22 protein-coding genes and 3 pseudogenes are annotated in these 26,086 nt (G+C 55.4%); 12 read left to right on the forward strand and 13 right to left on the reverse strand.

Going from position 1 to position 26,086, the window contains the following annotated elements:
• The first annotated feature begins 2 nt into the window (after nucleotides 1-2).
• Genes PSPTO_RS14895 through PSPTO_RS14905 form a run of 3 tightly spaced genes read left to right on the forward strand, consistent with a single transcriptional unit; the run spans nucleotide 3 to nucleotide 2,578 of the window.
• Nucleotides 3-743, forward strand: coding sequence for a lipoprotein (locus PSPTO_RS14895; protein ID WP_005771467.1), 741 nt, complete (start codon nucleotides 3-5; stop codon nucleotides 741-743).
• Between the two features lie 7 nt (nucleotides 744-750).
• A complete protein-coding gene (locus PSPTO_RS14900) occupies nucleotides 751-1,251 on the forward strand; it encodes a lipoprotein (RefSeq protein WP_005771468.1) in 501 nt (166 codons plus the stop codon).
• A 55-nt stretch (nucleotides 1,252-1,306) separates the two neighbouring features.
• Nucleotides 1,307-2,578 (forward strand): VWA domain-containing protein, encoded by a 1,272-nt coding sequence (locus PSPTO_RS14905; RefSeq protein ID WP_007243908.1) that lies wholly within the window; start codon nucleotides 1,307-1,309, stop codon nucleotides 2,576-2,578.
• Nucleotides 2,579-2,828: 250 nt separating this feature from the next.
• On the opposite strand, the pseudogene PSPTO_RS14910 reads toward PSPTO_RS14905, so the two are convergent.
• The 6 genes and pseudogenes from PSPTO_RS14910 to PSPTO_RS14935 form a co-directional block, all read right to left on the reverse strand.
• Nucleotides 2,829-4,149, reverse strand: a pseudogene (locus tag PSPTO_RS14910) (putative bifunctional diguanylate cyclase/phosphodiesterase).
• A gap of 430 nt (nucleotides 4,150-4,579) precedes the next feature.
• Nucleotides 4,580-5,941 carry a methyl-accepting chemotaxis protein gene (locus tag PSPTO_RS14915; protein ID WP_011104252.1) on the reverse strand — a complete coding sequence of 454 codons (1,362 nt, stop codon included), beginning with the start codon at nucleotides 5,939-5,941 and terminating at the stop codon, nucleotides 4,580-4,582.
• A gap of 201 nt (nucleotides 5,942-6,142) precedes the next feature.
• Nucleotides 6,143-6,382: pseudogene (locus PSPTO_RS14920) on the reverse strand (IS66 family transposase); the annotation flags it as partial.
• A 17-nt stretch (nucleotides 6,383-6,399) separates the two neighbouring features.
• Entirely contained in the window at nucleotides 6,400-6,759 is a 360-nt protein-coding gene (gene tnpB / locus PSPTO_RS14925; RefSeq protein WP_011104253.1) for an IS66 family insertion sequence element accessory protein TnpB, read from the reverse strand.
• Nucleotides 6,760-6,794: 35 nt separating this feature from the next.
• Nucleotides 6,795-7,373, reverse strand: a complete 579-nt coding sequence (locus PSPTO_RS14930; RefSeq protein WP_226992632.1) for a hypothetical protein — start codon at nucleotides 7,371-7,373, stop codon at nucleotides 6,795-6,797.
• Between the two features lie 248 nt (nucleotides 7,374-7,621).
• The gene (locus tag PSPTO_RS14935; protein WP_226992633.1) at nucleotides 7,622-8,191 is read right to left on the reverse strand and encodes an SDR family oxidoreductase; all 570 of its coding nucleotides are present in this window, start codon (nucleotides 8,189-8,191) and stop codon (nucleotides 7,622-7,624) included.
• 32 nt (nucleotides 8,192-8,223) lie between these two features.
• Here PSPTO_RS14935 and PSPTO_RS14940 point away from each other — a divergent pair, with 32 nt between their 5' ends.
• The 7 genes and pseudogenes from PSPTO_RS14940 to PSPTO_RS14965 all read left to right on the forward strand — a co-directional run bounded on the left by PSPTO_RS14940 (nucleotide 8,224) and on the right by PSPTO_RS14965 (nucleotide 15,235).
• Nucleotides 8,224-9,201, forward strand: a complete 978-nt coding sequence (locus PSPTO_RS14940; RefSeq protein ID WP_007247571.1) for an IS5-like element ISPssy family transposase — start codon at nucleotides 8,224-8,226, stop codon at nucleotides 9,199-9,201.
• A 106-nt stretch (nucleotides 9,202-9,307) separates the two neighbouring features.
• Entirely contained in the window at nucleotides 9,308-9,454 is a 147-nt protein-coding gene (locus tag PSPTO_RS14945) for a winged helix-turn-helix transcriptional regulator (RefSeq protein WP_011104254.1), read from the forward strand.
• A gap of 270 nt (nucleotides 9,455-9,724) precedes the next feature.
• A pseudogene (locus PSPTO_RS30255) lies at nucleotides 9,725-9,826 on the forward strand (4-amino-4-deoxy-L-arabinose-phospho-UDP flippase); the annotation flags it as partial.
• A 26-nt stretch (nucleotides 9,827-9,852) separates the two neighbouring features.
• On the forward strand, nucleotides 9,853-10,068 hold the full coding sequence (locus tag PSPTO_RS14950) for a hypothetical protein (protein WP_024667101.1): 216 nt from the start codon (nucleotides 9,853-9,855) through the stop codon (nucleotides 10,066-10,068).
• On the forward strand, nucleotides 10,046-11,440 hold the full coding sequence (locus tag PSPTO_RS14955; RefSeq protein ID WP_011104257.1) for a UDP-glucose dehydrogenase family protein: 1,395 nt from the start codon (nucleotides 10,046-10,048) through the stop codon (nucleotides 11,438-11,440). The genes PSPTO_RS14950 and PSPTO_RS14955 overlap by 23 nt, the downstream gene beginning before the upstream one ends.
• A gap of 308 nt (nucleotides 11,441-11,748) precedes the next feature.
• On the forward strand, nucleotides 11,749-12,579 hold the full coding sequence (locus PSPTO_RS14960; protein WP_011104259.1) for a phosphatase PAP2 family protein: 831 nt from the start codon (nucleotides 11,749-11,751) through the stop codon (nucleotides 12,577-12,579).
• Between the two features lie 250 nt (nucleotides 12,580-12,829).
• Nucleotides 12,830-15,235: a ricin-type beta-trefoil lectin domain protein gene (locus PSPTO_RS14965; protein ID WP_011104260.1), complete on the forward strand. Its 2,406-nt coding sequence runs from the start codon at nucleotides 12,830-12,832 to the stop codon at nucleotides 15,233-15,235.
• Between the two features lie 225 nt (nucleotides 15,236-15,460).
• On the opposite strand, the gene PSPTO_RS14970 is transcribed toward PSPTO_RS14965, so the two are convergent.
• The 5 genes from PSPTO_RS14970 to PSPTO_RS14990 all read right to left on the reverse strand — a co-directional run bounded on the left by PSPTO_RS14970 (nucleotide 15,461) and on the right by PSPTO_RS14990 (nucleotide 22,045).
• Nucleotides 15,461-16,480: a hypothetical protein gene (locus PSPTO_RS14970; protein WP_005764344.1), complete on the reverse strand. Its 1,020-nt coding sequence runs from the start codon at nucleotides 16,478-16,480 to the stop codon at nucleotides 15,461-15,463.
• A gap of 320 nt (nucleotides 16,481-16,800) precedes the next feature.
• Entirely contained in the window at nucleotides 16,801-18,405 is a 1,605-nt protein-coding gene (locus PSPTO_RS14975) for a blue light-activated sensor histidine kinase (RefSeq protein WP_007243883.1), read from the reverse strand.
• Nucleotides 18,406-18,546: 141 nt separating this feature from the next.
• Complete coding sequence (locus PSPTO_RS14980; protein ID WP_011104261.1) at nucleotides 18,547-19,689, reverse strand: family 1 glycosylhydrolase; 1,143 nt, start codon at nucleotides 19,687-19,689, stop codon at nucleotides 18,547-18,549.
• A gap of 2 nt (nucleotides 19,690-19,691) precedes the next feature.
• Nucleotides 19,692-20,873: a UDP-galactopyranose mutase gene (glf, locus tag PSPTO_RS14985; protein WP_007243881.1), complete on the reverse strand. Its 1,182-nt coding sequence runs from the start codon at nucleotides 20,871-20,873 to the stop codon at nucleotides 19,692-19,694.
• Nucleotides 20,861-22,045, reverse strand: coding sequence for a glycosyltransferase family 1 protein (locus PSPTO_RS14990; protein WP_011104262.1), 1,185 nt, complete (start codon nucleotides 22,043-22,045; stop codon nucleotides 20,861-20,863). The genes glf and PSPTO_RS14990 overlap by 13 nt, the downstream gene beginning before the upstream one ends.
• 399 nt (nucleotides 22,046-22,444) lie before the next feature.
• On the opposite strand from PSPTO_RS14990, the gene galE reads away from it, so the two are divergent.
• Nucleotides 22,445-23,473: a UDP-glucose 4-epimerase GalE gene (galE, locus tag PSPTO_RS14995; protein WP_011104263.1), complete on the forward strand. Its 1,029-nt coding sequence runs from the start codon at nucleotides 22,445-22,447 to the stop codon at nucleotides 23,471-23,473.
• Between the two features lie 20 nt (nucleotides 23,474-23,493).
• Here the strand turns inward: galE and PSPTO_RS15000 are convergent, their stop codons facing one another.
• A complete protein-coding gene (locus PSPTO_RS15000) occupies nucleotides 23,494-24,042 on the reverse strand; it encodes a cupin domain-containing protein (protein WP_005764330.1) in 549 nt (182 codons plus the stop codon).
• A gap of 112 nt (nucleotides 24,043-24,154) precedes the next feature.
• The gene (locus tag PSPTO_RS15005) at nucleotides 24,155-24,919 is read right to left on the reverse strand and encodes a gamma-glutamyl-gamma-aminobutyrate hydrolase family protein (RefSeq protein WP_011104264.1); all 765 of its coding nucleotides are present in this window, start codon (nucleotides 24,917-24,919) and stop codon (nucleotides 24,155-24,157) included.
• Between the two features lie 127 nt (nucleotides 24,920-25,046).
• On the opposite strand from PSPTO_RS15005, the gene PSPTO_RS15010 reads away from it, so the two are divergent.
• Nucleotides 25,047-25,949, forward strand: coding sequence for a LysR family transcriptional regulator (locus PSPTO_RS15010; RefSeq protein ID WP_011104265.1), 903 nt, complete (start codon nucleotides 25,047-25,049; stop codon nucleotides 25,947-25,949).
• The last annotated feature ends 137 nt before the right edge of the window (nucleotides 25,950-26,086 follow it).

A 26,086-nucleotide genomic window follows, 5' to 3' on the forward strand; every position in this document is an offset into this window, starting at 1 on the left:
GCATGAAACACGTACGTAGCCATCTGCCGAGGGTCCTGCTGGGCCTGATGATCTCTGTCAGCCTGGTGCTGGCCGGCTGTGCCAACAACGGCACCGGCAGCAGCATGCTCGGTGGTTCCGGCACCGACCCCGATCCGCGCCTGACCAAAAGTACCGATTCGTCATTTTTCTCCACTTCGGGCCTCACCGCCTGCGCGGCCGCTGCCGGGGTTGGCATTCTGGCCTGTGCGGTGGCGAGCCCCAGCGACAAGGTCAAATGCATGGTCGTGGCCGGTATTGCAGCGTGCGGCGTGGCCATGGGGGCGAACTATTACTACGACTACCGTCGCAGCAAGTACTCCAATACCGCACAGCGCCTGCAGTTGATGAATGACGACGTAAAAGCCGACACCGAAAAAGTGGCCCAGCGCACCTACACGCTGCAACAGGTGATCAACGACGACAAAGAGCGCATCGCCGGTATCCAGAAGTCGATCAAAACCAAGACGCTGGACAAAGCCAAGGCACAGCAAGAGATCGCCAGTGTCGACAGCAACCTGGCGCAGATGAACAAGGACCTGACCGGCATGCGCTCCAAAGTGGCTGAGTACAAGAAGACCGCTGATCTTGAGCGCGCCAGCGACGGCGGCACGCAGGTCACTGCGATCGACGGCGAGATCAGCAAAATGAACAGCAAGGTCGCGTCCTTGCAAAAAGAAGTGGATGGCCTCTACAGCCAGCGCCAAGCCATCACCTTAGGTTGAGATGAACATGAATATTCGAGCACTGATTGCCAGCTCGGCCCTGTTGCTGATGGCCGGCTGCGCCACTCAGCCCGGCAGCTGTGATTCAAACAACGTCGAGGCGAGCCTGATCACCAAGATGAACTGCGATCACTCCGGTGGTTACAGTGATCAGGTCCGCCAACGCGAACAGGCACTCACCGCTGCACGCGCCGAAAACGCGTCTTTTCGCGACGTATACGACGCCTTGCAAGCCCAGCAACAGTCGACCAGCAAGAGCCTTGCCGAGCAACAAAAGCAGCAGGCAGCGCTGGACGGCTCCATGAGCAAGCTGTTGAGCCAGCTCAAGGCCAGGCATGCCAACAAGGCGCAGGCGCAGCAGCAGATCGCGGATCTGGAAAAACAGATGGCTGCCAAGAAGCAGGTCACCGCCAGTACCGACCCGGCAGTAATCGAGGCGCGCAAGCAGGAACTCAAAGCCCTGCAACAAAAGGTTTCCAGGCTGCAGCTCAGTCTGGGCTACGAGTAAAGCGTAAATTTCTCCAAAGGCCCCAAGGGGCCTTTTCTGATTGCGGACCGTTCCCATGCAACGCATCACTATCGACACCACGTCCCATCCTGCCGAGCTGCTGAACACGCTGGAGAGCAAGGTAGCCTTGCTGCGTCGCCACTTTCCGCCCAGTGTATCCAGCCTGTTTGCCATCCCGCGTGCGGGTGCTGATGGCGCACTGCAATGGTGGTCTGAACTTGGCGGTCAGCCCCTGCCCTATAACAGCCTCGACCCTGTCGCACAACAGGCGTTGCTCGCACGCTACACACAACGCCAGCAGGCCATCGTGCAGTTGGCGGATGAGTTGCAGGCGCGCAATAAAGCTGACGAGGCCAACAGCCTTCGTACACTGGTCGGTGCCCCGGCACTGGACAATCTTTACAGCCTCAATCAAGAACCTGTGGTCATCCGCTGGGGCCTGGCGCCACCAGCGCCCCCCGTAACTCCGGTCGCTGCAACGGCGACGCCACCTGCGGCAACACGCGCCAGCCCGCCATCAAGGCGCTGGTGGCTGCGCATTCCGTTTTTGCTGCTGTTACTGCCGTTGCTGTTGATCCTGCTGTGGCTGCTCTGGGCATGGCGCGGCGGCGTGTGGATCGTGTTCAAACCGGCCCCGATGGGTAACTACTCCTGCACAGCGGGGGCGCCGGTACCTGATTTTGCTGTGGTGCTGGACACCTCAGGCTCGATGAACCTGAACATCAACACCTCTTCCGAAGACGAAGCCTGGATGGCTCAGGTCGGCGGCGCGCTGCCTGATGACAACCCGAGAAAAGCTCGTGTGCTGACTGAACCCACCCGCCTGACGGTCGCCAAGCAAGCCTTTGCAGCGATGATCGGCCAACTGCATCCCGACATCGATACACGCTTGATCACATTCCAGGGCTGCGAGGGCACGGTTGATCAAGGCGTGTTCCGCCGTGACGCTCGGCAACAACTGCTGGCCGGGGTTGGACAACTCAGTGCTGACCGTGGCACACCCCTTGCAGCCAGCCTTGCCAAAGCAGCCAGCCTTGTGGATGGGCGTCTAAAGGATGCCCTGGTGGTGATGTTTGTCGATGGCGAGGACGGCTGCGGGCAAAACGCGTGCGAGGTGTCCGCCCGCATCGCCCGTGAGCAGCCAAGGTTGCGTGTTAACGTCGTCAACATCAGCGAGAGCAAGCTTTCCAACTGCATCGCGGACAATACCGGGGGGCGTGTATATGCTGCCCGCGAAGTCGGCGAGGTACAAAAAATGCTGCGCGAGGCCATGGAAGAAGTGGCAGCAACGCCTGCGTGTGCGGGGGCACAGGCAACTGGCCAATAAAAGCGGCGGTTCTCGGTCACGCCGGCCTCAGCGCCGGCCGTGCACTCAACTACACGGCCATAAAAAAACCCGCCGAAGCGGGTCGTTTTTCTATCAATACCATCCCGACGTCCTGTCAGTAGCCATCCCGGCAATGGTGATCATCCGTGACCTCTGCAACGCTTCCTGCGCTGCAGTTGATGGGGGTAGATTGCGACTTTCCCAGGGCGGCGTACAGAGTGGATCCACTCCTCCTCGCGTAAGCCTTTCGCTATACGCCTTCGGTCACCGAAGAACTACACGACATTGGCTGCGCCCTGACCGGCCCGGCCAGTTCACTCATTGCCAGCAGCGCTGTCACCTGAGCCAAGGGTAATGGCCGTCCAAACAGGTAACCTTGAGCAAAATCACACTCATGAGCGGCCAGCCAGTAAATCGTCCAGAGCAACACTCACCCCCATGGCGCGCAGGCACTCCAGGTTCAAACGTGCACTGTCGACATTGGCCACCAGGGTATTCTCCGTCACTTCCACTTCCAGTCGATTCAATGGGAATCTGCCTTCGCGTGCCAGTTGCTCCAGCCATTCGGGGAAGTCGAGGCTTTCGATCATCAATGAAGTGACGTTGATGGAAAGCGTAAAGTCGCTCGGCCAGTCACGTGCATGATCAAAGGCCTGCAGCAACAGACTTTCAGTCAGTTGTTTGATCAGACCCAACTGTTCCGCCACGGGTATGAAGTCCATCGGCAGGATGATCCCCCGCTCTGGGTGCAGCCATCGCGCCAGCAGTTCAAACCCCGCAAGGCGTTGCTCAGGAAGGCTGACAATCGGCTGATAGAACGGCTGGATATGTTTCTCTTCGATAGCGTGCCTGAGTTCCTGCGCGAACACTTCCTGCAGGCGCTGTTCGCGCTCAAAGCTCACCTCATAGAAATGAAACGTGGCACGCCCGCTGTGTTTACCGCGGTACATGGCGCTGTCAGCACGTTGCAGCAGGACTTCGGCATCCGAACCGTCCAGTGGTGAAATGGCAACGCCCAACGTTGCACTGAGGATCACACGTGGCAAAACGGCGCTGGACAGTGCGATTTTAGCCAATACATTTTCAGCCAGCGTTGCCAACTCAAACTGATTGAAATCACCACTGACCGCCAGACCGAACTCGTCGCCCCCCAGTCGCGCCACTGACGCTTGCCACCCTGTTGTCGCGTCTCGCAGGCTTTCTGCAACGGCGCAAATAGCCGCGTCTCCCACCGCATGACCGTGGGTGTCGTTGATCAGTTTGAATTTATCCAGGTCGATCAGGAAAACTGCAGTCCGGGTAGATTCTTGCTGCAGGCGCGCAACCAGCTGCTCGTGAAACACCCGACGATTAAGCAGGCCGGACAACGGATCATGCCGGGCCAGCGAATCGCTGAGCGCTTGCGCCACCAGCAAGTCGTTGTAGCTGCTTTGCAACCGTTGCATCAGGCGCTTTAGAAGAATAAAAGGCACCACCATCTACAGCAGCGCAAACGCAGTTGACGTCAATACAAAACGCCACCGTTCAGCATCTTCGAAGTCCGGGTCATACGGCAAGTCCATGGCGTACATGGCGAGGGATTCAAGCTTGAATTCCCACACCACCGCCAACAGAAAAATTGAAAACAAGTAAAACCGTAATACGGTGTAAAGGTATTTACGGACCGTTCGCGGGCTGCGGATAACTGGCATAAGGGTTACGCTCGAATGACGACGGGTGCTACGGCGATGGGCAGGTTATCGGTAATGCGGCGCCAGCCTTGAAGACGGCTGGCCCCGTATTACCAGGCGTTGTCCGTTACACCCGTGTGTCGCTGTTTCATGAACGTCTATTAATCGTCTCATTGAAAGTTATATAACGTTAAATCCTTGGTGAGCCCTTGAAATGAGCGTTTGAGCCATCGCCTTCGTGAGCAATGCGGACCGCCGCCCCGGCCACTCCCACACCGCAGCCCGTTACGGGCTCTTCAAGGTTCATGTATCACGCCTTAACGGCTCGACACTAACTCGAACGCTGATTAACAAAACGGCTGACGGCGCGCACTACCGTGTTCGCGCCTTGCTGGATTTCCTGGATGACACGATCTGCATCGTTAGCCAGCTCCAGTGCGCCGGAAGCCTGTTCGGTACTGCGCACGATTACATTGACTGCCTCGGACGCCAGGCTCTGGTTCTTCTTGACGACGTTGACCACTTCTTCTGCCGCTTTTGTCGTGCGCGACGCCAACTGGCGGACCTCGTCGGCCACTACCGCGAACCCCCTGCCCTGTTCACCGGCCCGGGCAGCTTCGATGGCGGCGTTCAACGCGAGCAGATTGGTTTGCTCGGCGATCCCGCTGATGGTTTTTATGATCGTGCCAATCACCTGGCTCTGAGAGTCCAGTGCCTCGATGCCTCGCGTGGCGTCTTCCATGGAAATCGTCAACTGACCCAGCATCTGCAGCGTGTCCTTGATGACCTTTCGTCCTTGCTGTGCACTGGCATCGGTATCGATAGACGTTTGATAGGCCATGTCCGACGCTTCGGCAACGGCCTTTTCACGCTCAACCTGCTCAGTAATAACCGTCGCGAACTTTGCAATTTTATAGAGCTTGCCGTTTGCGTCGGTAATAGGGTTATAGGACGCCTCCAGCCACACGTCGCGGCCAGCCTTGTCGACCCGGCGAAAACGATCGACGATAAACTCGCCTCGACGCAATCTTTCCCAGAAGTGGCTATACGCGTCAGCGTTGGATTCTTCAGGCACGCAGAACATCTTGTGATGCTTGCCCTTTATCTGATTCAGCTCATAACCCATCGCTTTCAGGAAGTTGTCATTGGCGGTAATGACCATTCCGTCAAGGGTGAATTCGATGACGGCGGTGGACCGCTGTAACGCATTGACCAGCGCCTCATTCTCACGCGAGGCCTCAATAGTTCGGGTCAAAACGCTTGAGTACAACGTGATCTGCTCGATGCCGCCAGTCTCATTCTTGAACGGCACCACCACAGTCCTCAACCAGACCCTTGCACCTGTCTTGCTGACCAGCCGCAACGTGCCGCTGAAATGCTTGCCGTCCCGAATCGCAGCCAAAGCGCGCTTCTGGTGAGTGTCGCCGCTCAACTCGGGCGGGCTCATTTCAGAAAGGCTACGCCCGGCAATCTCGCTTTGTGAGTAGCTCAGCTCCGTCTCGAACAGGCCGTTGACGGTCTGCACCTTGCCCTGCCTGTCCAGAACGACGGCAACGGTCTCCAGATTCAGAATGTGCCCTGCTTGCTCGAGCATGGCGAGACGGCGCTCCAATGCCTGGTTGGTTTTTTTCAAATGAGAGTTGAACATTGCGGCTATCCGGGACAGTTTGGGCTTGCACTCTTCATCGGTCATTAACTCGAAACCTTTAGCGCACTTGCCAAACTAAACGTCAAAAAAAGACGGGTATACATTATGAAATTTTATTTAGGATCCAAACTGCAAATTTATTCGTATGTACGAGTTTTACTGCATGTTAGGCAGTTGTAAATTTGAGATGAATTAAGTTTTGGATTTGCTGTCATTCAGATCTAGCTGAATAAAAGACCCGCTGCTAGGCTCGCTTTCAGGTTCATTGAACAAGGCAAGTTGAGGGGTATTAGGCTCGACGGTTTGTTCGGACTTTCGACCAAAAATACGGTCACGCAGCAGCTTGATCTGCTCTTTGAGATCAACGATGTGAGTGGCGTAGGCGTCTTTAACTTCCTGTTTGCGCGAGCGTGCTTCGTAGCTCTCAAGCAGCATCTGTTTGAGCAATACGGGATCGTCAGGAAGGTTGTCGGGCAATGGTCGCATGCCCTGGATTATACCCGTCAGGCAACAAACCCTGGAGTCAAAATCTTATGAGGACGGTTGCGCCACAGATCAAATCCATCCAGCAGCCAATTCAATTCCTGAACCGTCAGCACAATGGCTTCGTCGACATCATCTGGCGAGATTTTGAAACGCTCGGACTCGAGACGCTTGAGCCAAAGGCAGAAGCCGTTACGCTCCCAATACAAAATCTTCACTCGATTCCGGGATTTGTTGAGAAAGACAAAGAGCACCGGATCAAAGACCGCCACTTTAATATCCAACTCGACCAAAGCAGCTAAGCCATCGATGGATTTTCTGAAATCCACGGGTTTGGGATAGAGGTAGACTTTCTCGACTTTGGCGTCGGGTCGCATCATGGTGCTGGCTCCTGAAAGAAAACGGGAGCACAGCATCAGGCGTCAGCCAGTGGCTTGAAATGTGGGGTTCGTGGATCGGATACTTTAATTCGAGCTGATACCAAGCTTTTACTTGGCGGAGGTATTCCTATTCTATCGCACTCGATACATACTTCTTGATAGGCTTTAGCTGGCGTGATCTTTCTGCCAACTCTCCGTCTTTTAAACACGGTGCTTATTATTTTTTCAATCTGCTCAGAGATATAAAGGACACCAGCTTTACGACCACGCTTACGTCTAAGCATGCAAGCCAAGCCAATTTCCGGGTCATATGATTTCAAAAGCTGGTAAAATCTTGGCATGCTTATCTCTAGGCGCGCACATATTTCAGCCTTAGTGAGCTTGCCAGCAATAAACTGCGCTATAAGCTCATAACGCTCGGCTGCGAACTGTATCTCTAGAGCAGTAGCTTCATCTAAGCTTAACAACGTTTTAGCATCAAATAGTGGCTCGCCCGATGCGTCAGTGCTTGGAAGCAAATTTATATCATGGAGAGGCACGCGTAACGAAAGCCCATCAGATCGTCTTAAAAGCTCAACGTGGGAGTTTTCGAGGCATTTGGTTATGGTAGCCACTTGCCCCTCATACAGAACCGTTAACCCTGCATGGATCTCTGTACGCTTCATAGCCCACCTGCGACTCTGCCGTATGTAATTTGACTTAAGAGTAGTCAAAAAGTAGAAAAACGCAGAATAAGCGGAGGGAATATTACCTTTTAAAAAATCTCAACAATAATAGCTATACATATCAAAGACTTAGTGTTTTATAATTTCTGAAAAATCCTCACATGGCACATCACATCACCTACGACACCGTTCTTGACTTACACCTGAGCGAAACCACCATCCACGAACATTTCACTGCCTGTCATGAAACTGCTCTCATCTAACGTCAGAAATAATACTGCTGCGGCGACTTTCTCTGAACGCCCCATGCGTCCTGACGGCAGTTGCCCGACCATCGCATTGATGACTGCATCACGCTGGCCTGTACCTGCAAACGCAAGGTCCAGGCCTGGCGTCGAGACGGGTTCGGGTGAACGTACGTTGACGCGAATGCCGGTGCCTTTCAGGTCAAGGGCCCAGCTTCTGGCGAAGTTACGCAGCGCTGCCTTCGTGACGCTGTAGATGCTGGATGCATGAGTACCCATTGCCGCGGTTGTCGAGCCACAGAGCCACCACTGCGCATCAGCGGCAGCGCCTTTGGTACAGTAAACAGAGTACCTTTCACGTTGACACCAAAGGTACGATAAAGGATTCCTCGGTAATTGATCCGAGCGGCTGGAAATCACGAGGCCGGCGTTGGCGAACAGAATATCGATCCGGCCATTTGCAGATTTGATGAAAGTGGAAACCTCTAAGGAAACTCTGAAAAAGGTTTCCTGATTTGGCAAAATACCCCAACACCTTTCACCGAGCTTCCCTGATGAAACAGATGACCTTCGCCGATGCCGAGTACGCGGGTAAACGTAAGCATACCCGCCGCGAGCGCTTTCTCATCGAGATGGATCAGGTTGTGCCCTGGAAAGGCTTGATTGCCCTTATCGAACCACATTATCCAAAGGGCGAAGGTGGCCGTCCGGCTTATCCGCTGATGGCGATGCTGCGTATTCACCTGATGCAGAACTGGTTTGGTTACAGCGATCCGGCGATGGAGGAAGCACTTTACGAGACAACGATCCTGCGCCAGTTCGCAGGGTTGAGTCTGGATCGAATCGCCGATGAAACCACGATTCTCAACTTCCGGCGTCTGTTGGAAAAGCATGAGTTGGCAGGCGGGATTTTGCAGGTCATCAATGGCTATCTGGGTGATCGAGGTTTGATGCTGCGCCAAGGTACGGTGGTCGATGCGACGATCATTCATGCGCCGAGCTCGACCAAGAACAAGGACGGCAAACGCGATCCCGAAATGCATCAGACGAAGAAAGGAAACCAGTATTTCTTCGGCATGAAAGCGCATATCGGCGTCGATGCCGAGTCGGGTTTAGTCCATAGCCTGGTGGGTACTGCGGCGAATGTGGCGGACGTGACTCAGGTTGATCAATTGCTACATGGTGAGGAAACCTATGTCAGCGGTGATGCGGGCTACACCGGCGTGGACAAGCGTGCGGAGCATCAGGATCGTCAGATGATCTGGTCAATTGCGGCCCGCCCAAGCCGTTATAAAAAGCATGGCGAGAAAAGTTTGATCGCACGGGTCTATCGCAAAATCGAGTTCACGAAAGCCCAGTTACGGGCGAAGGTTGAACATCCGTTTCGCGTGATCAAGCGCCAGTTTGGTTATACGAAAGTCCGGTTTCGCGGGCTGGCTAAAAACACCGCGCAACAGGCTACTCTGTTTGCCTTGTCGAACCTTTGGATGGTGCGAAAACGGCTGCTGGCGATGGGAGAGGTGCGCCTGTAATGCGGAAAAACGCCTTGGAAAGGTGCTGTTTGAAGGAAAATCGATGAGTTAAGAGCGGAAAACGTCTAATTATCTGATCGGGCGAGCTTTTTTTGAACCTCAGGCCATGAGAGCGTCAAAAATCGATGCCTACTTCAGACCTTCCCTAATCCTTTATCACTTGGCAAAAGATGTTCATCGCTACGGTGAACTCAAACGCGCTATTCGCGGCATGAGCGATAACGTCTTGATTCAGCATAAGAACACTCTGTGAATGGGGTGCCAAACACTTGCACACACTCGAGCGTGTCAGCGAAAATCGCATGATGACCGCTCCCTTGGTTAATCAGTAACATTAGGATTGACAGAAGCATATCCCCTGCCCTCTATATATAGCTACCCTGCTATAACTCAACTAAAGAGACATTTAGTTGAGTTATATTCAAACGCCCTGAAAGCCCGATATTTTAATCCCCTCACCTACGCACCCACCGCTGCAGCCTGACACATAACCCTCGACGTAACACACGCCATGTCAGCCTGGTTGCTGGGTCACGATGTTTTCAAAGAGCCGGTCGACACCCACCACTGGCTGGGCGTCACGCTTATTCTTGTTGGTTTGCTCTTGTTGGGACAGCAGGCATGACCCGCCGCTGCGCGACGATATGCGCCATGGCCAGCGTTGGGCTGGTCAGCTCGGCGCAACGGGGCATGCGCTGGAACATGACCCGCCTGCCCTCACCCGCGCAACTTTTCCATGAGACGTTCACGGTATCGAAAACTGTGGGTGTCACGCTGATCGTGGCAGGTGTCTTGACCATCAACCTGCGACGCATCCACAACCCACCACTTCAGGATTTTTCCCATGAAAATCAGCGTTTTCGGTAGCGGATACGTAGGCCTGGTACAAGCAACCGTACTTGCCGAAGTCGGCCACGACGTTGTCTGCATGGACATTGATCGAGCCAAAATCGACCAGCTGCGCCTGGGTCAGGTGCATATTTACGAACCGGGGCTGGCCAACCTGGTGCGTGAAAACCTCGATCACAAACGCTTGCTCTTCACCACTGACGAGCAACTGGCGGTAGAGCATGCCGATGTGCTGTTCATTGCCGTAGGGACACCCTCCAGAGAGGACGGATCGGCTGATCTGAGCGGCTTTTTTGCGGTGGGTGAATCCATCGCTCGACATCGCTGTGAGCCGCTGATCATCGTCGAGAAGTCCACCGTGCCGGTCGGCAGTGGTGACGCCTTGCGGGGGCATATCGACAAGGCGCTGCGTCAGGCTGGCCGGCTGTTGCAGTTCGATGTGGTGTCCAACCCGGAGTTTCTCAAGGAAGGGTCGGCCGTCAACGATTGCCGACGCCCGGACCGCATCGTCATCGGCTGTGACAATGAAGCGGTGCGCAAAGTCATGCGCGAGCTGTATGCCCCCTTCAACCGCAACCATGACCGGATCATGTTCATGGACCTGCGCAGCGCCGAACTGACCAAGTACGCTGCAAACTGCATGCTGGCAACCAAGATCAGCTTCATCAACCAGATCGCCGAACTGGCCGAGCACCTCGGCGCGGACGTCGAGTCTGTGCGTTTGGGCATCGGGGCCGACTCACGCATCGGTTACGACTTCATTTATCCCGGTTGCGGTTATGGCGGTTCGTGCTTTGGCAAGGACATCCGCGCGTTGATCCACAGCGCCAAAGAGGCCAACTGCTCGAATGATCTGCTGTCGGTGGTCGAGGCTATCAACGAGCGGCAAAAGAACAAACTGTTTGAAAGGGTCAACGCGTTCTACCAAGGCGACCTGCGGGGCAAGACTTTTGCGTTGTGGGGGCTGGCGTTCAAACCCAACACCGACGATATGCGCGATGCGCCAAGCCGGGTGCTCATGGAAGCACTCTGGGACGCTGGCGCGACCATTCGGGCATTTGACCCCGAAGCCATGCAGGAAACCCAGCGCATCTACGGTCATCGCAAGGACCTGGTTCTGATGGGCACACCAGAATCGACGCTCAACGACGCCGATGCACTGATCATCTGCACCGAATGGCAGCAATTCAAGGCGCCAGACTTCGAGCTGATCCAGCAGCGGCTGGGCGCGCCGGTGATTTTCGATGGGCGTAATCTGTATGACACCGAACGGCTGGCAAAACACGGCTTCCACTACTTCCCGATCGGGCGTGGTGAGTCCTGCGACCTGCCGATCCCGCAGAAACAATGGATGCCTTACAAGCCGCAGGTTAGCAGCCAGGTCGTATAGCGAGTTATCAGTTGCTCGTGGCCACGGGAGCCTGATTGACGCAATAGTAGATCCGCTCGCCGACCTTGACGCTGTCCACGATGCGCAGCGGTGGCTGTGGCGGCGCTGTCTTTTGTCGGCGACAAGGTTGATCAGCGGAACGTTGTTGTCTGGTCAACAAGACGTGAAAAAAATGCCCAACCTGAATGAAATGGTTTTCATGATTGTCCCGCTAGAAATCGAACAAGCTGCTACGTATATTCAGTCTCGCAAACGGCTTTAACACCGCGAACTGAACTCACAACGCAAACGACGATGGAATAAAAAGAGTGCACAGCGAAAAATCAAGATTTTATGCGTGGAACTTTGGCTTGCCGATTGCAATAGCGCTGTTGACCTTTGTCGTTTTCGACCTTACCTCGCTCGACGTAGCCATCAGCAACTGGCTGTATTACCCGCTCCAGGTATTTCCGTTTGAGCACGATCGCCTGTTTGAAAACCTGACGCACCGCTGGCCGCGAATCATTCCGGACTGGACCGGAGAAGCCGCAGTGATCGGACTGGTGTTGTCCTTCATCTGGCCATTACTGAAACCCGGGCGCAACGACCGAATGATCGGTCTGCTGGAAACGGTTCGGGTAGCTCCCCTGCTGCGCTTCACCGCCGGCCATCGCCGCGACCTTTTGTTTATCGTGGTGTCCTTCGCTGTGATCACCGGCATGATCCACTTTTTCAAAAGCCATACGAGCATCTACTGCCCGGTGGAAACCACACTGTATGGCGGCACAATGGAGAAAAAGGAGTGGTTCGAAAACTTCAGCCTGTTCCATGAGGCAGGCGCAGGTCGATGCTGGCCCGGAGGTCATGCTTCAGGTGGGTTTACCATGGTGGCGCTGTACTTTGTTGCGCGTCGTTATCGTTGGCGACATGCAAAAGCGGTTCTTTATGCATCAACGGTATTAGGGGCTGTCTACGGAACGACACGAGTGGTTCAGGGCTGGCACTTCATGTCGCATACGTTCTGGGCCGGCGTGATTGTCTGGCTGAGCGCCCTGCTTGTTGCGCTGGCTTTTTATGGCTGGCGGCAATTGGCGCAACCGCTGGATATGGCGACTGCATATGAAAAAAGCTTCGCAAAAAAGTCACCCGTGAGCACCTGACCTGGCGCAGATCCACAGCGGCCAAAGACGCGTCCGACATTTCGGATGCGACCAGTAATCGGGCAAAATTAAATCGCTTCGCAGGTCTACTAATCTCACAGATAAGCCAACCGGTCAGGTCATGCCCAAGCATGACCTGACCGGTTGGCCAATCCTGTGTTAACCGCGAACTTTTTTCAGGAATAGTTTTAGAGCACACAAACTACAGACAGCGCAAGGGATGCGCCAACACCACGCAACAGGGAGAGTTATGAAAACAATGCCGGCTTTCACGTACGTGTTTTTCCTCGGTTTCTTTCATTCAAACGCCTTCTCTGCAGAGATGAACCCCTATGAGAAGATCATCAGTACCGTGCAAGGTGAGCAGGTCTGTTTAACGCTGGACAGTGAGTCAAATGCTGTGTCACTGCTGAAATGCGTTAACACTGATCATCAACAATGGATCTTTGTGTCAAAAGGATCCATGTCGTATATAAAAAACAAGGCGCTAGGAGGATCGGCACAACCAATGTGTTTGTCGGCGTCGAACCCAAGTAGCGTCAGCATGAAAACCTGCGCCAGCGCCAACAGCAACGACTATGAAACCTTGCGACTCTGGAGCAGGGACGGTGACAATCCCAGCTTGTTATCAAATCAATACATCAAGGATTTAGGGTTTGATAACTACCTGCTCAGCAACGGAAGCGAGCAGTTGGTGTTTGGCAAGGCAGAGACGGCTTTGTCGAAATGGACAATCACTCAACCTCTTTACGAAGAGATCATCAGCATAGTGAATGGCCTCGACACCTGTTTAACGGTGACGGGTGACATGACCAGCGTGGTACTGCAAAAGTGCCTGGGCAGGGACAGCCAGCAATGGACGTTTACGCCAGAGGGGACAAGGCTGTATGTAAAAAACAAATTGCTGGCCACCTCAATGCCAGAAATGTGTTTGTTTGCTGCGAACTCAAACAGTGTGAAAATGGCAACGTGTAAAAGCGTTAACGACAGCGACTATCAGACTAAACGACAATGGAACAGGGACGGTAACGCACCCAGCTTGCTGTCGAACAAATATATCAGTGATCTGGGAAAGGCTAACTACCTGCAAATCAATGCCAGCGAGCAGTTGATATTTGGCAGCAAAGAGCAACGCTCGGCGAGCTGGGGTATCGCCAAGCGCTATGGGTACATCAGGAACGTTGAAAAAGGGCAGGAAAAATGCCTCACTTTGTCTGCTGATGAAGTCAATGTCGAGTTTTCTCCCTGCAAGAGTGTGGCCGGACAAGATTGGCGAATGTCCATGATTTTCGAGGGATTAGAGGGATATAAAAAATTGACCAATCGCGCGCTGCTTGATAGGGATACAGATAAGTGCTTAGGGTCAGACAGTAAAATAATAAATTGTAAAGGCTCTGGGTACACTTCGCAACGCTCCTGGAGCTACAGCAGAAACTCTGTTCCGCCCGCAGAAGGTTTTACCCTGGCCAATAAGTATCGCAACGACCTTGGCGTTGATGATAAGGTTCTGGGCTTTTCAGGCAATACTGTTCAGATGGTGCCGGAATCACGGTCGAATGCGGTGACGTGGAACTTTGAACTGGCGATACCTAAAATCCCCATACGCCCCGTCGTAGGCGACAGAAAAGTTCTCCTGCTGCATACCCAATACAGTGACAGACCCGAAACCGACTTCGTCGAGGTTCAGAGAGGTTTTTTTGGAAGTCCAAATGATAACTATTCATTCATCAACGCGGTTCACCGCGCCTCTGATAACAACCTGCATTTTACAGGCGATGCAGTGACCGGTCTTGACCTGGGTCCAAGACCTTCGGATTGCCCGTCAACTGAACTGAGGAACAAAGCGATAGACCTCGCACGGGCTAAAGGATTCGACAGTAATAACTACGATTATGTCGCCTTCGAGATTCCCTCTACTTCGTGCTCCTGGGTTGGCCTTGCTGCGGTACCGGGCTGGTGGGCCATGGGAAATAATGCGGGACACAAGCCGTGGATGTGGCAACACGAATTTGGCCATAGTCTCGGCGGCCCGCACGCAAAATCGCTGGAACGCTGCCCGTATGACAATCGAGAAGTGGTGCAAATCGGTGGCAGTGGGTGCGCAGTCACCGCCGCGGGCGATCCATCGGATACCCTTAATGGCGGAGGCTCACGCCTTTACCCCATTCCTTATCTGTACTACGCAGGCTGGCTCACTGATGAGCAATTCCCTGAAGTGATAAAAAATGGCACCTATGAAATTGCACCCTTGTTTAGAAAAGCCAATGCCACAGTTGTCAGAGGTTTACGCCTGTTTCGTAGCGATGGCAGTTACCTTACGCTGGAATTGCGCAAGCCTTCACCGGGCTTTGAAAACTGGCCAACTGATGATCCATTCGTCAATGGCGTGATTGTGAGAATCGCACGATTTAGCGTTAACTCCGTTTCCAACACGCTCGTGGACACAACGCCAACAGGCATACATGGCATGAAAGACGCCCCCTTGCAGCCAGGTGCGTCGGCAGATGACGTGTTATCAGGGAAGCGAATCACCGTTAGCCATATCGATGACTCAGGGGCTACCGTCGAGATCAGCGATATTCCAAGTAGCTTGCTTTTTGAACGCTCCCCTGTTGAGCGGCCGGTACAGCAGGACGAGCAGGTGGTGGAAGATTAAGGGTCTGCAGGATTGAAACTTTAATTAGAACTGTCCACTGCATCGGCATTCAATGTGCGCCATAGACCTCCTCTACTGCACGATGAGATCGTATGGCGCGCTTGACACTTTATTGCCACTCAACGCTTGCTGCATCAGCCCTGTACATCGTGAAATAAAAACGGGGAGCGATAGACACTCCCCGTTTTTATATCAGCTCAAGTCTGACTGCATTGCATCAGAGCATCAGATCGCAGCAACAACCTTGGCTGGCGGCTGAGTACGACGACCCAGTACACCTGCACCGGCCGCTACCAGACCCGAAATCACCAGGGTAATCAGCAGAATCCACGCACCTTGCGAAACACGCTTGGCAGTGACTTCAGCCGCTTCTCGTGCTTTTTGTTCAGCCTGAGCTTTCAGTTCCTGATACTTGGCATAAGCCTGACGATAGCTGGCTTGAGCCTGATCAACGATCTGATTGGCTTCAGCATCAGTCTTGTTGCCGCGTGCCTTGATCAGGTTAACCAGCGCCTGACGGTCAGCAGCGTCCCAAGCCTGGTCGCCTTTGGCTTTGATGCGATCCATCAGGCCGCCCAACTGCTCGTCGGCTTGCTGAGGGTTCTGTGCGCTTTGTTTAGCCGTGTTTTGTGCGTCCTGCTGGGTAGCCTGGGCTTCCTGCTTGACGTTGTCCGGGTTCAACTCGGCTTTACCGGTCTGACGCATGGCGGTTTCGATTTCACCCTGAATATCGTCCAGGTTGAAGTCGATGCCCTGTGCACGCAGTTGGTCCTGGATCTTGCTGCCCACTGCCGGAGCAACCTGAGCGATGCCGCTACCCAGCGCCGACATGCCGCTGCCTGCCAGATTAAGACCGCCGCGCACTACACCGGTGACTGCGCTGGAGACCAGGTACACAGTGATAAGCGATACCGTCGCCCAGACCAGCAGGCCATGGAATGCACCTTCACGTTGAGCCAGACGACCTGCAGCCCAACCGCCAACGAACAGCGAAATGACCGAGCTGACAACCACCCAGATACCAGCGCCTGTACCAATACCGGACAACGGATTGGCTTCTTGCATCGGATCAATGCTGGCGCTGCCAATGGCAGTGCCTAAAAGGTTAAGCAAAAGCGAAACAACCATGGCCAGTACAACACCGGCCAGAATCGCACTCCAGGAGATTCGTTTAAGCAGCGGTGCCGTCGCATGAGTTTCGTGATACACGGGAGCACCGGGGGCGATACGGTCGTCTCTAATCATAATAATAGTCCTTTGATCATTGGCAGTTGACGCTAAATTGTTTGGCGTACAAATCAATGACCCAAGCGACACTCAAGAAGTTTAAAACTTTTATCCACTTTTTTTCAGGCATCAAAAAAGGCGGACAAAAGGTATTCAAACAACGGCACACCAACGGAACGGAGCGTTACGTCCGCGCTCCAGGCGCGTTACAACTCCCGCCCGATCTCAAGACTTTTTAATGTGCAATCAAAGTTGTCTGATGTCTGTTAATGCTTAAGGCAATAACAGACAGCGACAACTCCTGAACTGCAAACGTATTGAATGGAGTGTGCCCACCGTCAGGCAATGCCGTTGGGACCATCCAGCACCTGGCGAACTTTTCTGGCCAGGTCATGGGGCATGCAGGGCTTGGATACCACATCAAACTCTGAACCGCCGATATCCGTCCGCTCGATCGAGCTTTCCGCATAGCCGGTGGTCAACAGCACCTTGACCTTGGGATACCTGCGCCTGACTTCGCGCGCGAGCATCACACCGTTCATGCCGCCCGGCATGATCAGATCGGTGAACAGCAAGTCATACATATTGCCGGATTCGAACTTCTTCAGGGCTTCGCGAGCATTCAACACGATCTCCGAGACATAGCCGTAGTCATCAAGGACCATTTTTGCAAGCTCCGCCACATCCGGCCGGTCTTCGACGATCAGAATCCGCTCGCTGCTGCCCAGGCGTCTATCCGATGCCTGAGGTGACTCTGTATTGGTCAGCCCCGCTTCATCCACAGGAAAATACAGGCGCAATGTGGTGCCTACGCCTTCTTCGGTATAGATACGCGCCGCGCCGCCCGACTGCTTGGCAAAACCGTAGACCATCGACAGGCCAAGCCCGGAACCCTTGCCCTCCTCCTTGGTAGTAAAAAACGGGTCCATCACCCGGTCGCGAATACTCGCCGGCATGCCGATGCCATTGTCGGTCACAGCGATGCTCACGTAGCGGCCGGGTAACAAGCCGTCGTAAGACATGTTGGCCAGTTCATCAACGAGCAGGTTGCGTGTCTCGATGAATACCTTGGGGTTTTCTCTGCCAATCAACGCATCCCTGGCATTGATAAAGATGTTCAGTAGGGCAACTTCTGCCTGAGTCGGGTCGATACGGCAGTTCTTCAGTGCCGGTTCCAGGTCGGTTTCAATGGCCACTTCCGGCCCAAACGTACGCTCGATTAAAGGCTCAACGATGGAAACCAGACCGTTGAGGTTGAGCACGCGCCCCTGAAGTTTTTGCTTGCGGGCAAACGCCAGCAGTTGCTTGGTCAACGTGCTGGCGCGCTCGACGGCAGACTTGGCATGGTAAACGCTGCGCTGGACGCGCTGCACGTCAATGACCGGTTTTTCGGCGGCACTGCCGATCAGATCAATGTAACCACCCATCACCTGCAACAGGTTGTTGAAATCGTGAGCAATGCCACCGGTGAGCTGCCCCAGCGCTTCCATCTTCTGCGCCTGACGCAATGCTTCTTCAGCGTCTTTGCGGCGACTGATGTCCAGCTGAGAAGCGAAAAAATAGATCAAATCACCCGCGTCGTTATAGACCGGAGAAATAAACAACGCATTCCAGAACGAAGAGCCATCCTTGCGGTAGTTGATGATTTCGGCGGAAATATCGTTACGTTGCGCAATAGCGTCGCGAATGGACTGCACAACAGCGGGATCAGTGTCCGGCCCCTGAAGAAACCGGCAATTGGTGCCAAGGATTTCTTCGGCCGTATACCCCGTCATTTCCAGAAAAGCCCGGTTGGAAAAAATGATCGGATTGTCCGGACGATTGGGGTCGGTGACGATCATGGGCATCCGTGTCGTTTCTACCGCCGCGAAAAAGATATCCTTGCCCTGATGCTGGATATCTCCCGTCGCCGCGTTGTCGACACGGGTCTTGTTTTCCGACACTTCAGAAACTCCACAAATAATAGTTGCGAAAGCCGCACGCTCTAAGGGCTAGGACCGATCAACCCTGTCAAGGGTTCTCGGGTATCTGACAAAAAGCGGATTATATTCATTTGAAGGTTAAAGCATCCCGGAATCCGTCATTTAGATGCGCACATTTCCGTCGCTCTGTCGAATGAGGGTATCGAATTCACTCGCGCGGTCACACAGCGCCTTGTGCAAAGGGTGAAAGGCAGCGCGCTGGCCCTGGCCATCCGCGTAACCCAGCAAGCCCGCCGGGCAATAACGGGCGTCATCCCAGCCGGGATAATCAAGGATGGGGTACCAGCAGATGCCTTGTACGGGTACGCCCGCCATGACTGCCTTGCTGACCTGGGCACAGATGTAATCGAACCAGGGCAGACGCTGATCATTTTCGGCACCCGTCTCGGAAATCAACAGCGGTCTGGCATATCGCGCATGCAGCTCACTCAACATGCCTTGAAAGGGCCTGTATTGCGGGTCGTTCTGCGTGAGCTTTCGGCCGTTGAGCTGCCATTGGTTGTGCGGATAAAAGTTGACGCCCAGCACATCCAGATACTCGGGACGCCCCCCCAGCCCTGGCCATTGCCGTCCGGACAACAGATCCCAGGCTTCGAACTGCGCCTGCCGATAACGTTCTGCAGCTGCTGTTTCTGCGCTGCGCTTCGTGGCCGACACCACATGAATCAACGGCTCGGCCTGAATAAAGCGCGCGTTGGGCTCTATTGCACGTATCGCGTCTATTGCCGCAATACTGGCCCGGACCAGTTGTTGCTTGAGCTCCATGCCACGCTGCTGGCTGCCGGGATTGAAATAGGCGACCTCTCCGCCAGCCCAGCTCCAGAACGAAATCTCATTGATCGGTGCATAGAAAGGTACGCTCTGCCCCTCGTCCTTGACGACCTGGGCTGCCGCAGCGGCAAAGCGCGCAAAGCGCTCCACGAACTGTGGCGTCCAGATATCCAGGTCATCGGGGTATCCGTAATGGCACAAGTCCCAGATCACCTGTGTGCCCTGATGCTGCGCAGCTCGCAGCATGGGCAGAAAACTGCTCCAGTCGTAACGGTTCGGGCGCGTTTCAATCAAATGCCAGCGCAAGCCGTCACGCACCGTACGTATTCCGCACGCAGCCATTGCGGCAAAGTCTTCCTGTGGCCAGCGGTCATGTCCGGTTGAATGAAGCAGATCGAGCCTTACACCGTCCTGTCGACGATGGCTGGCACACTCGAATCCGCCCAGGAAAAAACTGTCGAACAGGCCTCTCATGCTCAACCTCGCGCAGGCCGTTCAACTGCCTCGGGAATCCGCTCCGGCAACCCTTGGCGCAGGCGCTGGTAAAGCGCCAATGCCTGACCGACGACCTGATCCATGTTGTAGTACTTGTAAGTGCCCAGGCGGCCAACGAATGTGACCTCATCCGATTGATCAGCCAATGCCTTGTAGCGCTTGTACAACTCCGCGTTTTCCGGTCGGGGGATCGGGTAATAAGGGTCGCCCTCGGCACTGGGAAATTCATGACTGAGACTGGTGCGGGCATGCTGTTGACCCGTGAGGTGCTTGTACTCAGTGATGCGCGTATGAGGAACGGTCTCATCCGGGTAGTTGACCACTGCCACGGATTGAAACCGGGCCTGATCAACAGTCGTGTGCTCGAACCGCAGTGACCGATACGGAAGACGCCCGTAGCAATAATCGAAGTATTCATCGATCGGCCCGCAATAGATCAGATGCCGATACTGCGCCACCTCACGCACATCGGCAAAACCGACCCCCAGCGCGATGTCGATAAGCGGGTGATCCAGCATCCGTTCAAACATACGCGTGTAGCCATGCAGCGGCATTTTCTGAAAAGTATCGGTGAAATAACGACTGTCCGAGTTAGTGCGGGTCGGCACCCGCGCGGTGACCGCCCTGTCCAGTTGCGACGGGTCCAGGCCCCACTGTTTGCGGGTATAGCCTCGAAAGAACTTTTCGTACAGCTCGCGGCCGACTTGATTGATCACAACGTCTTCAGAAGTTTGTATCGTTTCCACGGGCTCGGCTCGGCTGGCAAGAAACGCTTCGGCTTCCCGCTCGTTCATCTGCAGCCCATACAGGCTGTTGAGCGTATCGAGGTTGATCGGGATAGGCAGCAATTGACCGTCTACGCTGGCAAGCACACGGTGTTCGTAGTCGCGCCATTCGGTAAATCGCGACAGGTATTCCACAATACGCGCGGCATTGGTGTGGAAGATATGCGGCCCATACTGATGAACCAGCACACCGGCGCCGTCCAGATGATCGTAAGCGTTACCTGCAATATGGGGGCGTCGGTCGATCAACAGAACGCGCTTGTCCGATCCGGCCGCCAGTCTTTCCGCCAGCACACTGCCCGCAAAACCCGCGCCGACAATCAGATAGTCATAGTGCGCACGTTCAAGCGTGGCTGATTCAAGGGTTATCCGAGGCATTCGATTTGCTCCCCGATGGCCAACAGGCTGATTTGCGCTTTCATGGCCGCGCAGGTGTTGTCCCAGGATTCGTCGGCGAGCACAGCATCGGCCTTGCGTAAAAAGTCCACAGCGCCTTTGTGCTTCAGTGCCTCGCCAATCGCCCGTGCAAACGCCTCTGCATCATCGGCAATCGCGACGACACCGGACTCGGCATAGGTTCTGACAACATCGGTAATCCGGGTGGACACCACTGGGCAGCCGCCGGCCAGGTATTCCGGCGTCTTGGTCGGGCTGATGAAGCGTGTCGATTCATTCAGGGCAAACGGCATCAGCGCAACGTCCCAGCCAGACAGATAAGCCGGCAAGTCGTCATAGGACTTGCTGCCCAGATAATGCACATTGGGCAGGTGCGGCAGGCATGCCGGGTCAATCTTCACCACTGGGCCGATCAACACGATTTGCCAGTCGGGCTGCGCCTCAGCCAGCTCCCGGATCAGGTCGATATCAAAACGCTCGTCAATGACGCCAAAAAAGCCGAGCCGCGGATAAGGAATGTACTGTTGATCAGCCGGATCAGGCTGCACGCTGCGAGCGGCGGCAAAATGCCCGATATCGACACTGCTGGGCATGGCGTGCGCGTTGGCATGCTGCAGTCGCTTGGCCTCCCAAAGGCTGAAACCACCGGTGAAGACAACATCTGCACGTTTCATCAGCGCGCGTTCCTGCTCGACAAGCTCTGGCGGCGCCCCTTTGAACGCAGACAGTTCGTCCATGCAATCAAAGATCGTCACCTGCGCATTGAGGTGGTCGGTGAACGCCAGGCTCATCGGGGTGAAATACCACAGCAGCAACTCACCGAATTGCTGCGCCTCAATGAAACCATTCAGTAGCCTGCGCTGCGCCGCTGTCACCTCATCGGGCGGCATCTGCCAGGGCAGGTGTGGCACCAGTACGGTAACGCCACACGCTTGGGGCCGCTGTTCAAGCGAGATGCCGAAGGCGTCCGACCGAACGGGCTCCTCAAGAAACACCACCTGATAATCCTGCGCCATGCGCGACATGATGTGCTGTGGGCGCTGATATACAAAGCCCCACCGCAGGTGAGACAGGCACAGTAGCAGAGGCCTGATTGCAGGCTCGACTCTGGCCTGGGGTGACGTCTCGGAATTAATTGCCTGAACACCGTTCATGAAGTTTCCCTTCTGTTAAAAGTCCTGGATGAAACTGAAGGGCTCTTTAGAGGGCTGAACTTCGACGGCATTCATGATGAGGATGAGCGCTGGCTGCTCCCGGTTACAGGGAGCAGCGCTTGGCACGGTCATGATTTTCGAGCGTCAATCCAAACATCTCGTTCAGTGATTCCGATAAAGGGTATGCACCGTCGGGAGTCAAACGTTGAACTCGCCTGACGGATTACGCCCCTAGTCTTGAGCGAATGTTTTTTGGCACCTGCAGTGCATGTTCCACACACGGTGATCTGGTTCTGATTTTCGCAAGCAAGGCTCCTCTGTCGTCCGGTTGATAAAGGCCGCGACGCCGAGCCATCAGCTTGTCTCTTGCCGAGACGGCGAAAATTCAGGGAGAACATCATGATTCTGGTGACCGGTGGTGCGGGATACATTGGCGCTCACATAACGCTGCAGCTGCTTGAAAGTGGCCGGGATGTAGTCGTGCTCGACAACTTGTGCAACAGTTCGCGAGACGCGCTGGGCCGAGTGGAAAGGCTCGGCGGGCGGCGTTTGAATTTCATCCACGGCGATGTCCGCAGCAAAGCGACGTTGCACCGGTTATTCACCCGATACCCTGTGGAGGCTGTGGTGCATTGCGCCGGCCTCAAAGCCGTGGGCGAAAGCGTTCGCGAGCCGCTGCGCTATTTCGACACTAACGTGAGCGGCAGTGTGAACCTGTGTCAGGCGATGGCCGAGGCAGGCGTGTTCGACCTGTTGTTCAGCTCGTCAGCGACCGTCTACGGCGATTGCGAGCGGATGCCGCTGGATGAAAATTGCCCTCTGGGTCTCCCGACCAATCCTTACGGACATTCCAAATTGATGGCCGAGCATGTGATGAAAAGCGTCGCCCACTCGGATCCGCGCTGGTCCATCGGGTTGCTGCGCTACTTCAACCCCATCGGCGCACACCCTTCAGGTTTACTGGGTGAGGTACCCTGCAACACGCCAAACAATCTGCTGCCGTTGCTGCTGCAGGTTGCCAACCGGTTGCGCCCTGCCCTGCACATTTTTGGCAATGATTACCCGACGCCGGACGGTACGGGTGTGCGTGATTACCTTCACGTCATGGACCTGGCTGACGGTCACTTGAAAGCACTGGACAGAATACACAGCGAGCGTGGCGCATCCGTATGGAACCTGGGGACCGGGCAGGGTTATTCGGTGCTTGAAGTGGTTCGTGCTTTTGAGCGCATCTCAGGCAAAGCCGTGCCGTTGATCTATGAACCGCGCCGGCCCGGAGACGTCGCGGCGTGCTGGTCGGATCCGGCAAAGGCGTTGCGTGAGTTGCAGTGGAGCGCCAGGCTCGACCTTGATTCGATGCTCGCCGACGCCTGGCGCTGGCAATGCATGAACCCACAGGGCTATGCGCCGACAGCGCTGGTCAGTTGAGTGACGTTCAGGTGTGTCAGTCAGAAGTTCGCTGGCGTATTGGAACTGATAATCTCTGCCTCATCCTGCCCGATGTTGCGGAACCTGTGCGGCAAGGTGGTCGGGAAATAGTAGCCGTCGCCGGGGCCGAGAATATTGACCTGGCCATTGATGGTCAGCTCGACAGTGCCGCGTGTCACCAGCCCGCACTCCTCGCCTTCACTGTGGACGATAGGCTCTTCGCCGGAGTCCGCCCCTGGCGCGTACTGCTCGCGCAGAAAACGCATCTGCCGGCTTGGCAGGGTTGCACCGACCAGCAGCAGGCGTACGCCGTTGCGCCCCAGATCAGGCTGGTCACCGGCACGGAACACGTATTGATCCTGCCCGGGTGGCTGATCGAAGGTGAAGAAATCTGCAAGCGTCATGGGGATGCCTTCCAGCAACTTCTTGAGCGAGCTGATCGAGGGGCTGACACGGTTCTGTTCAATCAGGGAAATCGTGGCATTGGTCACACCACTGCGTCTGGCGAGCTCGCGTTGCGACAGCTTGTAGCTTTCACGCACCAGCTTGAGTCGTGCTCCCGTATCCATAGTGGCCTTATGCGAAGAAATATCCGGTGAATAAGACAGCGTCCCGGCGCAATGAATTGTCCATTACCCAAGGCCGCAAAGCCGGATATTAAATCACGTTTGCCGGCAACACTCAGCCGCTGATCGCATCACCGCGCCTGCGCGCATAGGTCTGGCAGGCCTGGCGAAACGCGCTGAACAGGCTCAATGACACGGGATTGTCCCTGAACGCCCATTCCGGATGCCACTGCACACCCAGCACAAACCCCGGCGCACCGGGCAGCGAAACCGCCTCGACCAGACCGTCAGGCGCCAGTGCTTCGGCGCGCAGAGCCAATGCCAGCCGGTCGATCCCCTGACTATGCAGGCTGTTGACCTCAAACCCCGGCGCCAGACCGAGCGAATCCAGTAACCCGCCAGCCTGCACCCTTACCGCATGCTGCGGCGCGTACTGCACCGACAACACCTCACTTTGCGGCTCGCGGTGGTCCAGATAACCCGGCAGATCCTGCACCCGCTGATGCAGGCTGCCGCCCAATGCCACATTCAACTCCTGAAAACCACGGCAGATGCACAACACCGGCACGCCCTGAGCAATCGCGGCCCTGAGCAGCGGCAGCGTCATTCGATCGCGAAACACATCATGGGCGGTACCTTCCAGGCTTGGAGCGCCTTGGTAATGGTGCGGCTCGACATTGGATGGCGACCCTGTGAACAACAAACCGTCCAGCGAGGCCAGCAGATGCGCAGGCTCTGTGGGCATTTCAAGCGCTGGCAGGATCACGGGGATGCCGGCAAACCCGGCGGCTTCGACATATTTATCGCCCGCCGTGTGGGACGAGTACTTGTCCAGTTGTTGGCGGCATGCAGTGACACCGATCAAAGGGAGGCGCGGCATAGAGAAGTCCTGTGTGAAATCGAACAACCGGGCAGCGCAGACCTGGCTATCCGGCACAGATAAATCCAGTTTAGGATAGTCATTGGCGCAACAAACATGGGCATTATGGCAAAGGAACTATGCAGCGATGCAATATATAGCCACGCAATACGAGATCAACCATGCCGACCTTGCTCTGGTGCTGGCACTGGTTCGCGGCAGAACCCTGGCGCGTGCTGCCGAACTGCTGCAGGTCGATATTTCCACCGTATTTCGCTCCATCCGCCGCCTTGAAGCTTCACTTGGCGCAGCACTGTTCGAAAAGAACCGGCGTGGCTACATCCCCACCGACACCGCCCAGGCAATGGCCGAACAGGCAGAACACGCCGAACTGGCCCTCGCAGCAGCACGGGTTGCCCTGCAACAAGGTGAGCATGTGATCAGCGGCACGGTTCGCCTGACGTGTACCGATGCCGTGCTGCACAGCCTGCTGTTGCCGGCGCTCGCCGAATTCATGCCCCAGTACCCTGCCCTCACCCTGGAGCTGGCCACCTCCAATGCCTTTGCCAACCTCAGCCGTCGGGATGCCGATATTGCGCTGCGCCTCACCAATACGCCGCCAGAACACCTGATCGGGCGGTGCCTGGGGCGTGCCGAATACGTGATCTGCGGTCGCCCCGAGTTCCGCGAGGCGCTGGAGCACAATCCCGCTTCGGTTCCCTGGATCAGCCCGGACGACTCGATGCCGGATCACCCCTCGGTGATCTGGCGCAAGCAGGTTTTCCCCGCCGTGATCCCGCGTTATCGCTGCAGCAACATGTCGGCCGTGGCGCAGCTGGTCGCGGCTGGACTGGGCGTGGCGGCACTGACCGACTTCACCGCCAGAGGTCTCGTCGGCGTCGAGCACCTGAGCGAGCCGTTGCAAGGCTGCAGCACCGACCTGTGGCTGCTGACCCGCCCTGACTGTCGCGCACTGCGCTCCGTTCAGACCCTGATCGAGGCGCTCGCGCCCCTGTTGCGGGCAGCGCTGGCAGCCGAGCAAGCTCGCTGAAAAACTCGCCATGGATCCATTAAATATTAGTTAATTAAATTAATCATTGGCTAAATCGCGCTCCTATGGCATTAATAATCACGAGGAAAGCAAAATGCACAAGCCTGTGGATCCATAAGACCAATAACCGAACCTTG

Origin of the sequence: Pseudomonas syringae pv. tomato str. DC3000 (assembly GCF_000007805.1) — a bacterium.
Lineage (GTDB): Bacteria > Pseudomonadota > Gammaproteobacteria > Pseudomonadales > Pseudomonadaceae > Aquipseudomonas > Aquipseudomonas avellanae.

What these genes read in the sequence shown, in the direction of transcription:
- PSPTO_RS14895 (WP_005771467.1), top strand. Translation starts at nt 3, where the DNA reads ATGAAACACGTACGTAGCCATCTGCCGAGGGTCCTGCTGGGCCTGATG.
- PSPTO_RS14900 (WP_005771468.1), top strand. Translation starts at nt 751, where the DNA reads ATGAATATTCGAGCACTGATTGCCAGCTCGGCCCTGTTGCTGATGGCC.
- PSPTO_RS14905 (WP_007243908.1), top strand. Translation starts at nt 1,307, where the DNA reads ATGCAACGCATCACTATCGACACCACGTCCCATCCTGCCGAGCTGCTG.
- PSPTO_RS14915 (WP_011104252.1), bottom strand. Translation starts at nt 5,941, where the DNA reads ATGACCGATGAAGAGTGCAAGCCCAAACTGTCCCGGATAGCCGCAATG.
- tnpB (WP_011104253.1), bottom strand. Translation starts at nt 6,759, where the DNA reads ATGATGCGACCCGACGCCAAAGTCGAGAAAGTCTACCTCTATCCCAAA.
- PSPTO_RS14940 (WP_007247571.1), top strand. Translation starts at nt 8,224, where the DNA reads ATGAAACAGATGACCTTCGCCGATGCCGAGTACGCGGGTAAACGTAAG.
- PSPTO_RS14945 (WP_011104254.1), top strand. Translation starts at nt 9,308, where the DNA reads ATGAGAGCGTCAAAAATCGATGCCTACTTCAGACCTTCCCTAATCCTT.
- PSPTO_RS14950 (WP_024667101.1), top strand. Translation starts at nt 9,853, where the DNA reads ATGGCCAGCGTTGGGCTGGTCAGCTCGGCGCAACGGGGCATGCGCTGG.
- PSPTO_RS14955 (WP_011104257.1), top strand. Translation starts at nt 10,046, where the DNA reads ATGAAAATCAGCGTTTTCGGTAGCGGATACGTAGGCCTGGTACAAGCA.
- PSPTO_RS14965 (WP_011104260.1), top strand. Translation starts at nt 12,830, where the DNA reads ATGAAAACAATGCCGGCTTTCACGTACGTGTTTTTCCTCGGTTTCTTT.
- PSPTO_RS14970 (WP_005764344.1), bottom strand. Translation starts at nt 16,480, where the DNA reads ATGATTAGAGACGACCGTATCGCCCCCGGTGCTCCCGTGTATCACGAA.
- PSPTO_RS14980 (WP_011104261.1), bottom strand. Translation starts at nt 19,689, where the DNA reads ATGAGAGGCCTGTTCGACAGTTTTTTCCTGGGCGGATTCGAGTGTGCC.
- glf (WP_007243881.1), bottom strand. Translation starts at nt 20,873, where the DNA reads ATGCCTCGGATAACCCTTGAATCAGCCACGCTTGAACGTGCGCACTAT.
- PSPTO_RS14990 (WP_011104262.1), bottom strand. Translation starts at nt 22,045, where the DNA reads ATGAACGGTGTTCAGGCAATTAATTCCGAGACGTCACCCCAGGCCAGA.
- galE (WP_011104263.1), top strand. Translation starts at nt 22,445, where the DNA reads ATGATTCTGGTGACCGGTGGTGCGGGATACATTGGCGCTCACATAACG.
- PSPTO_RS15000 (WP_005764330.1), bottom strand. Translation starts at nt 24,042, where the DNA reads ATGGATACGGGAGCACGACTCAAGCTGGTGCGTGAAAGCTACAAGCTG.
- PSPTO_RS15005 (WP_011104264.1), bottom strand. Translation starts at nt 24,919, where the DNA reads ATGCCGCGCCTCCCTTTGATCGGTGTCACTGCATGCCGCCAACAACTG.
- PSPTO_RS15010 (WP_011104265.1), top strand. Translation starts at nt 25,047, where the DNA reads ATGCAATATATAGCCACGCAATACGAGATCAACCATGCCGACCTTGCT.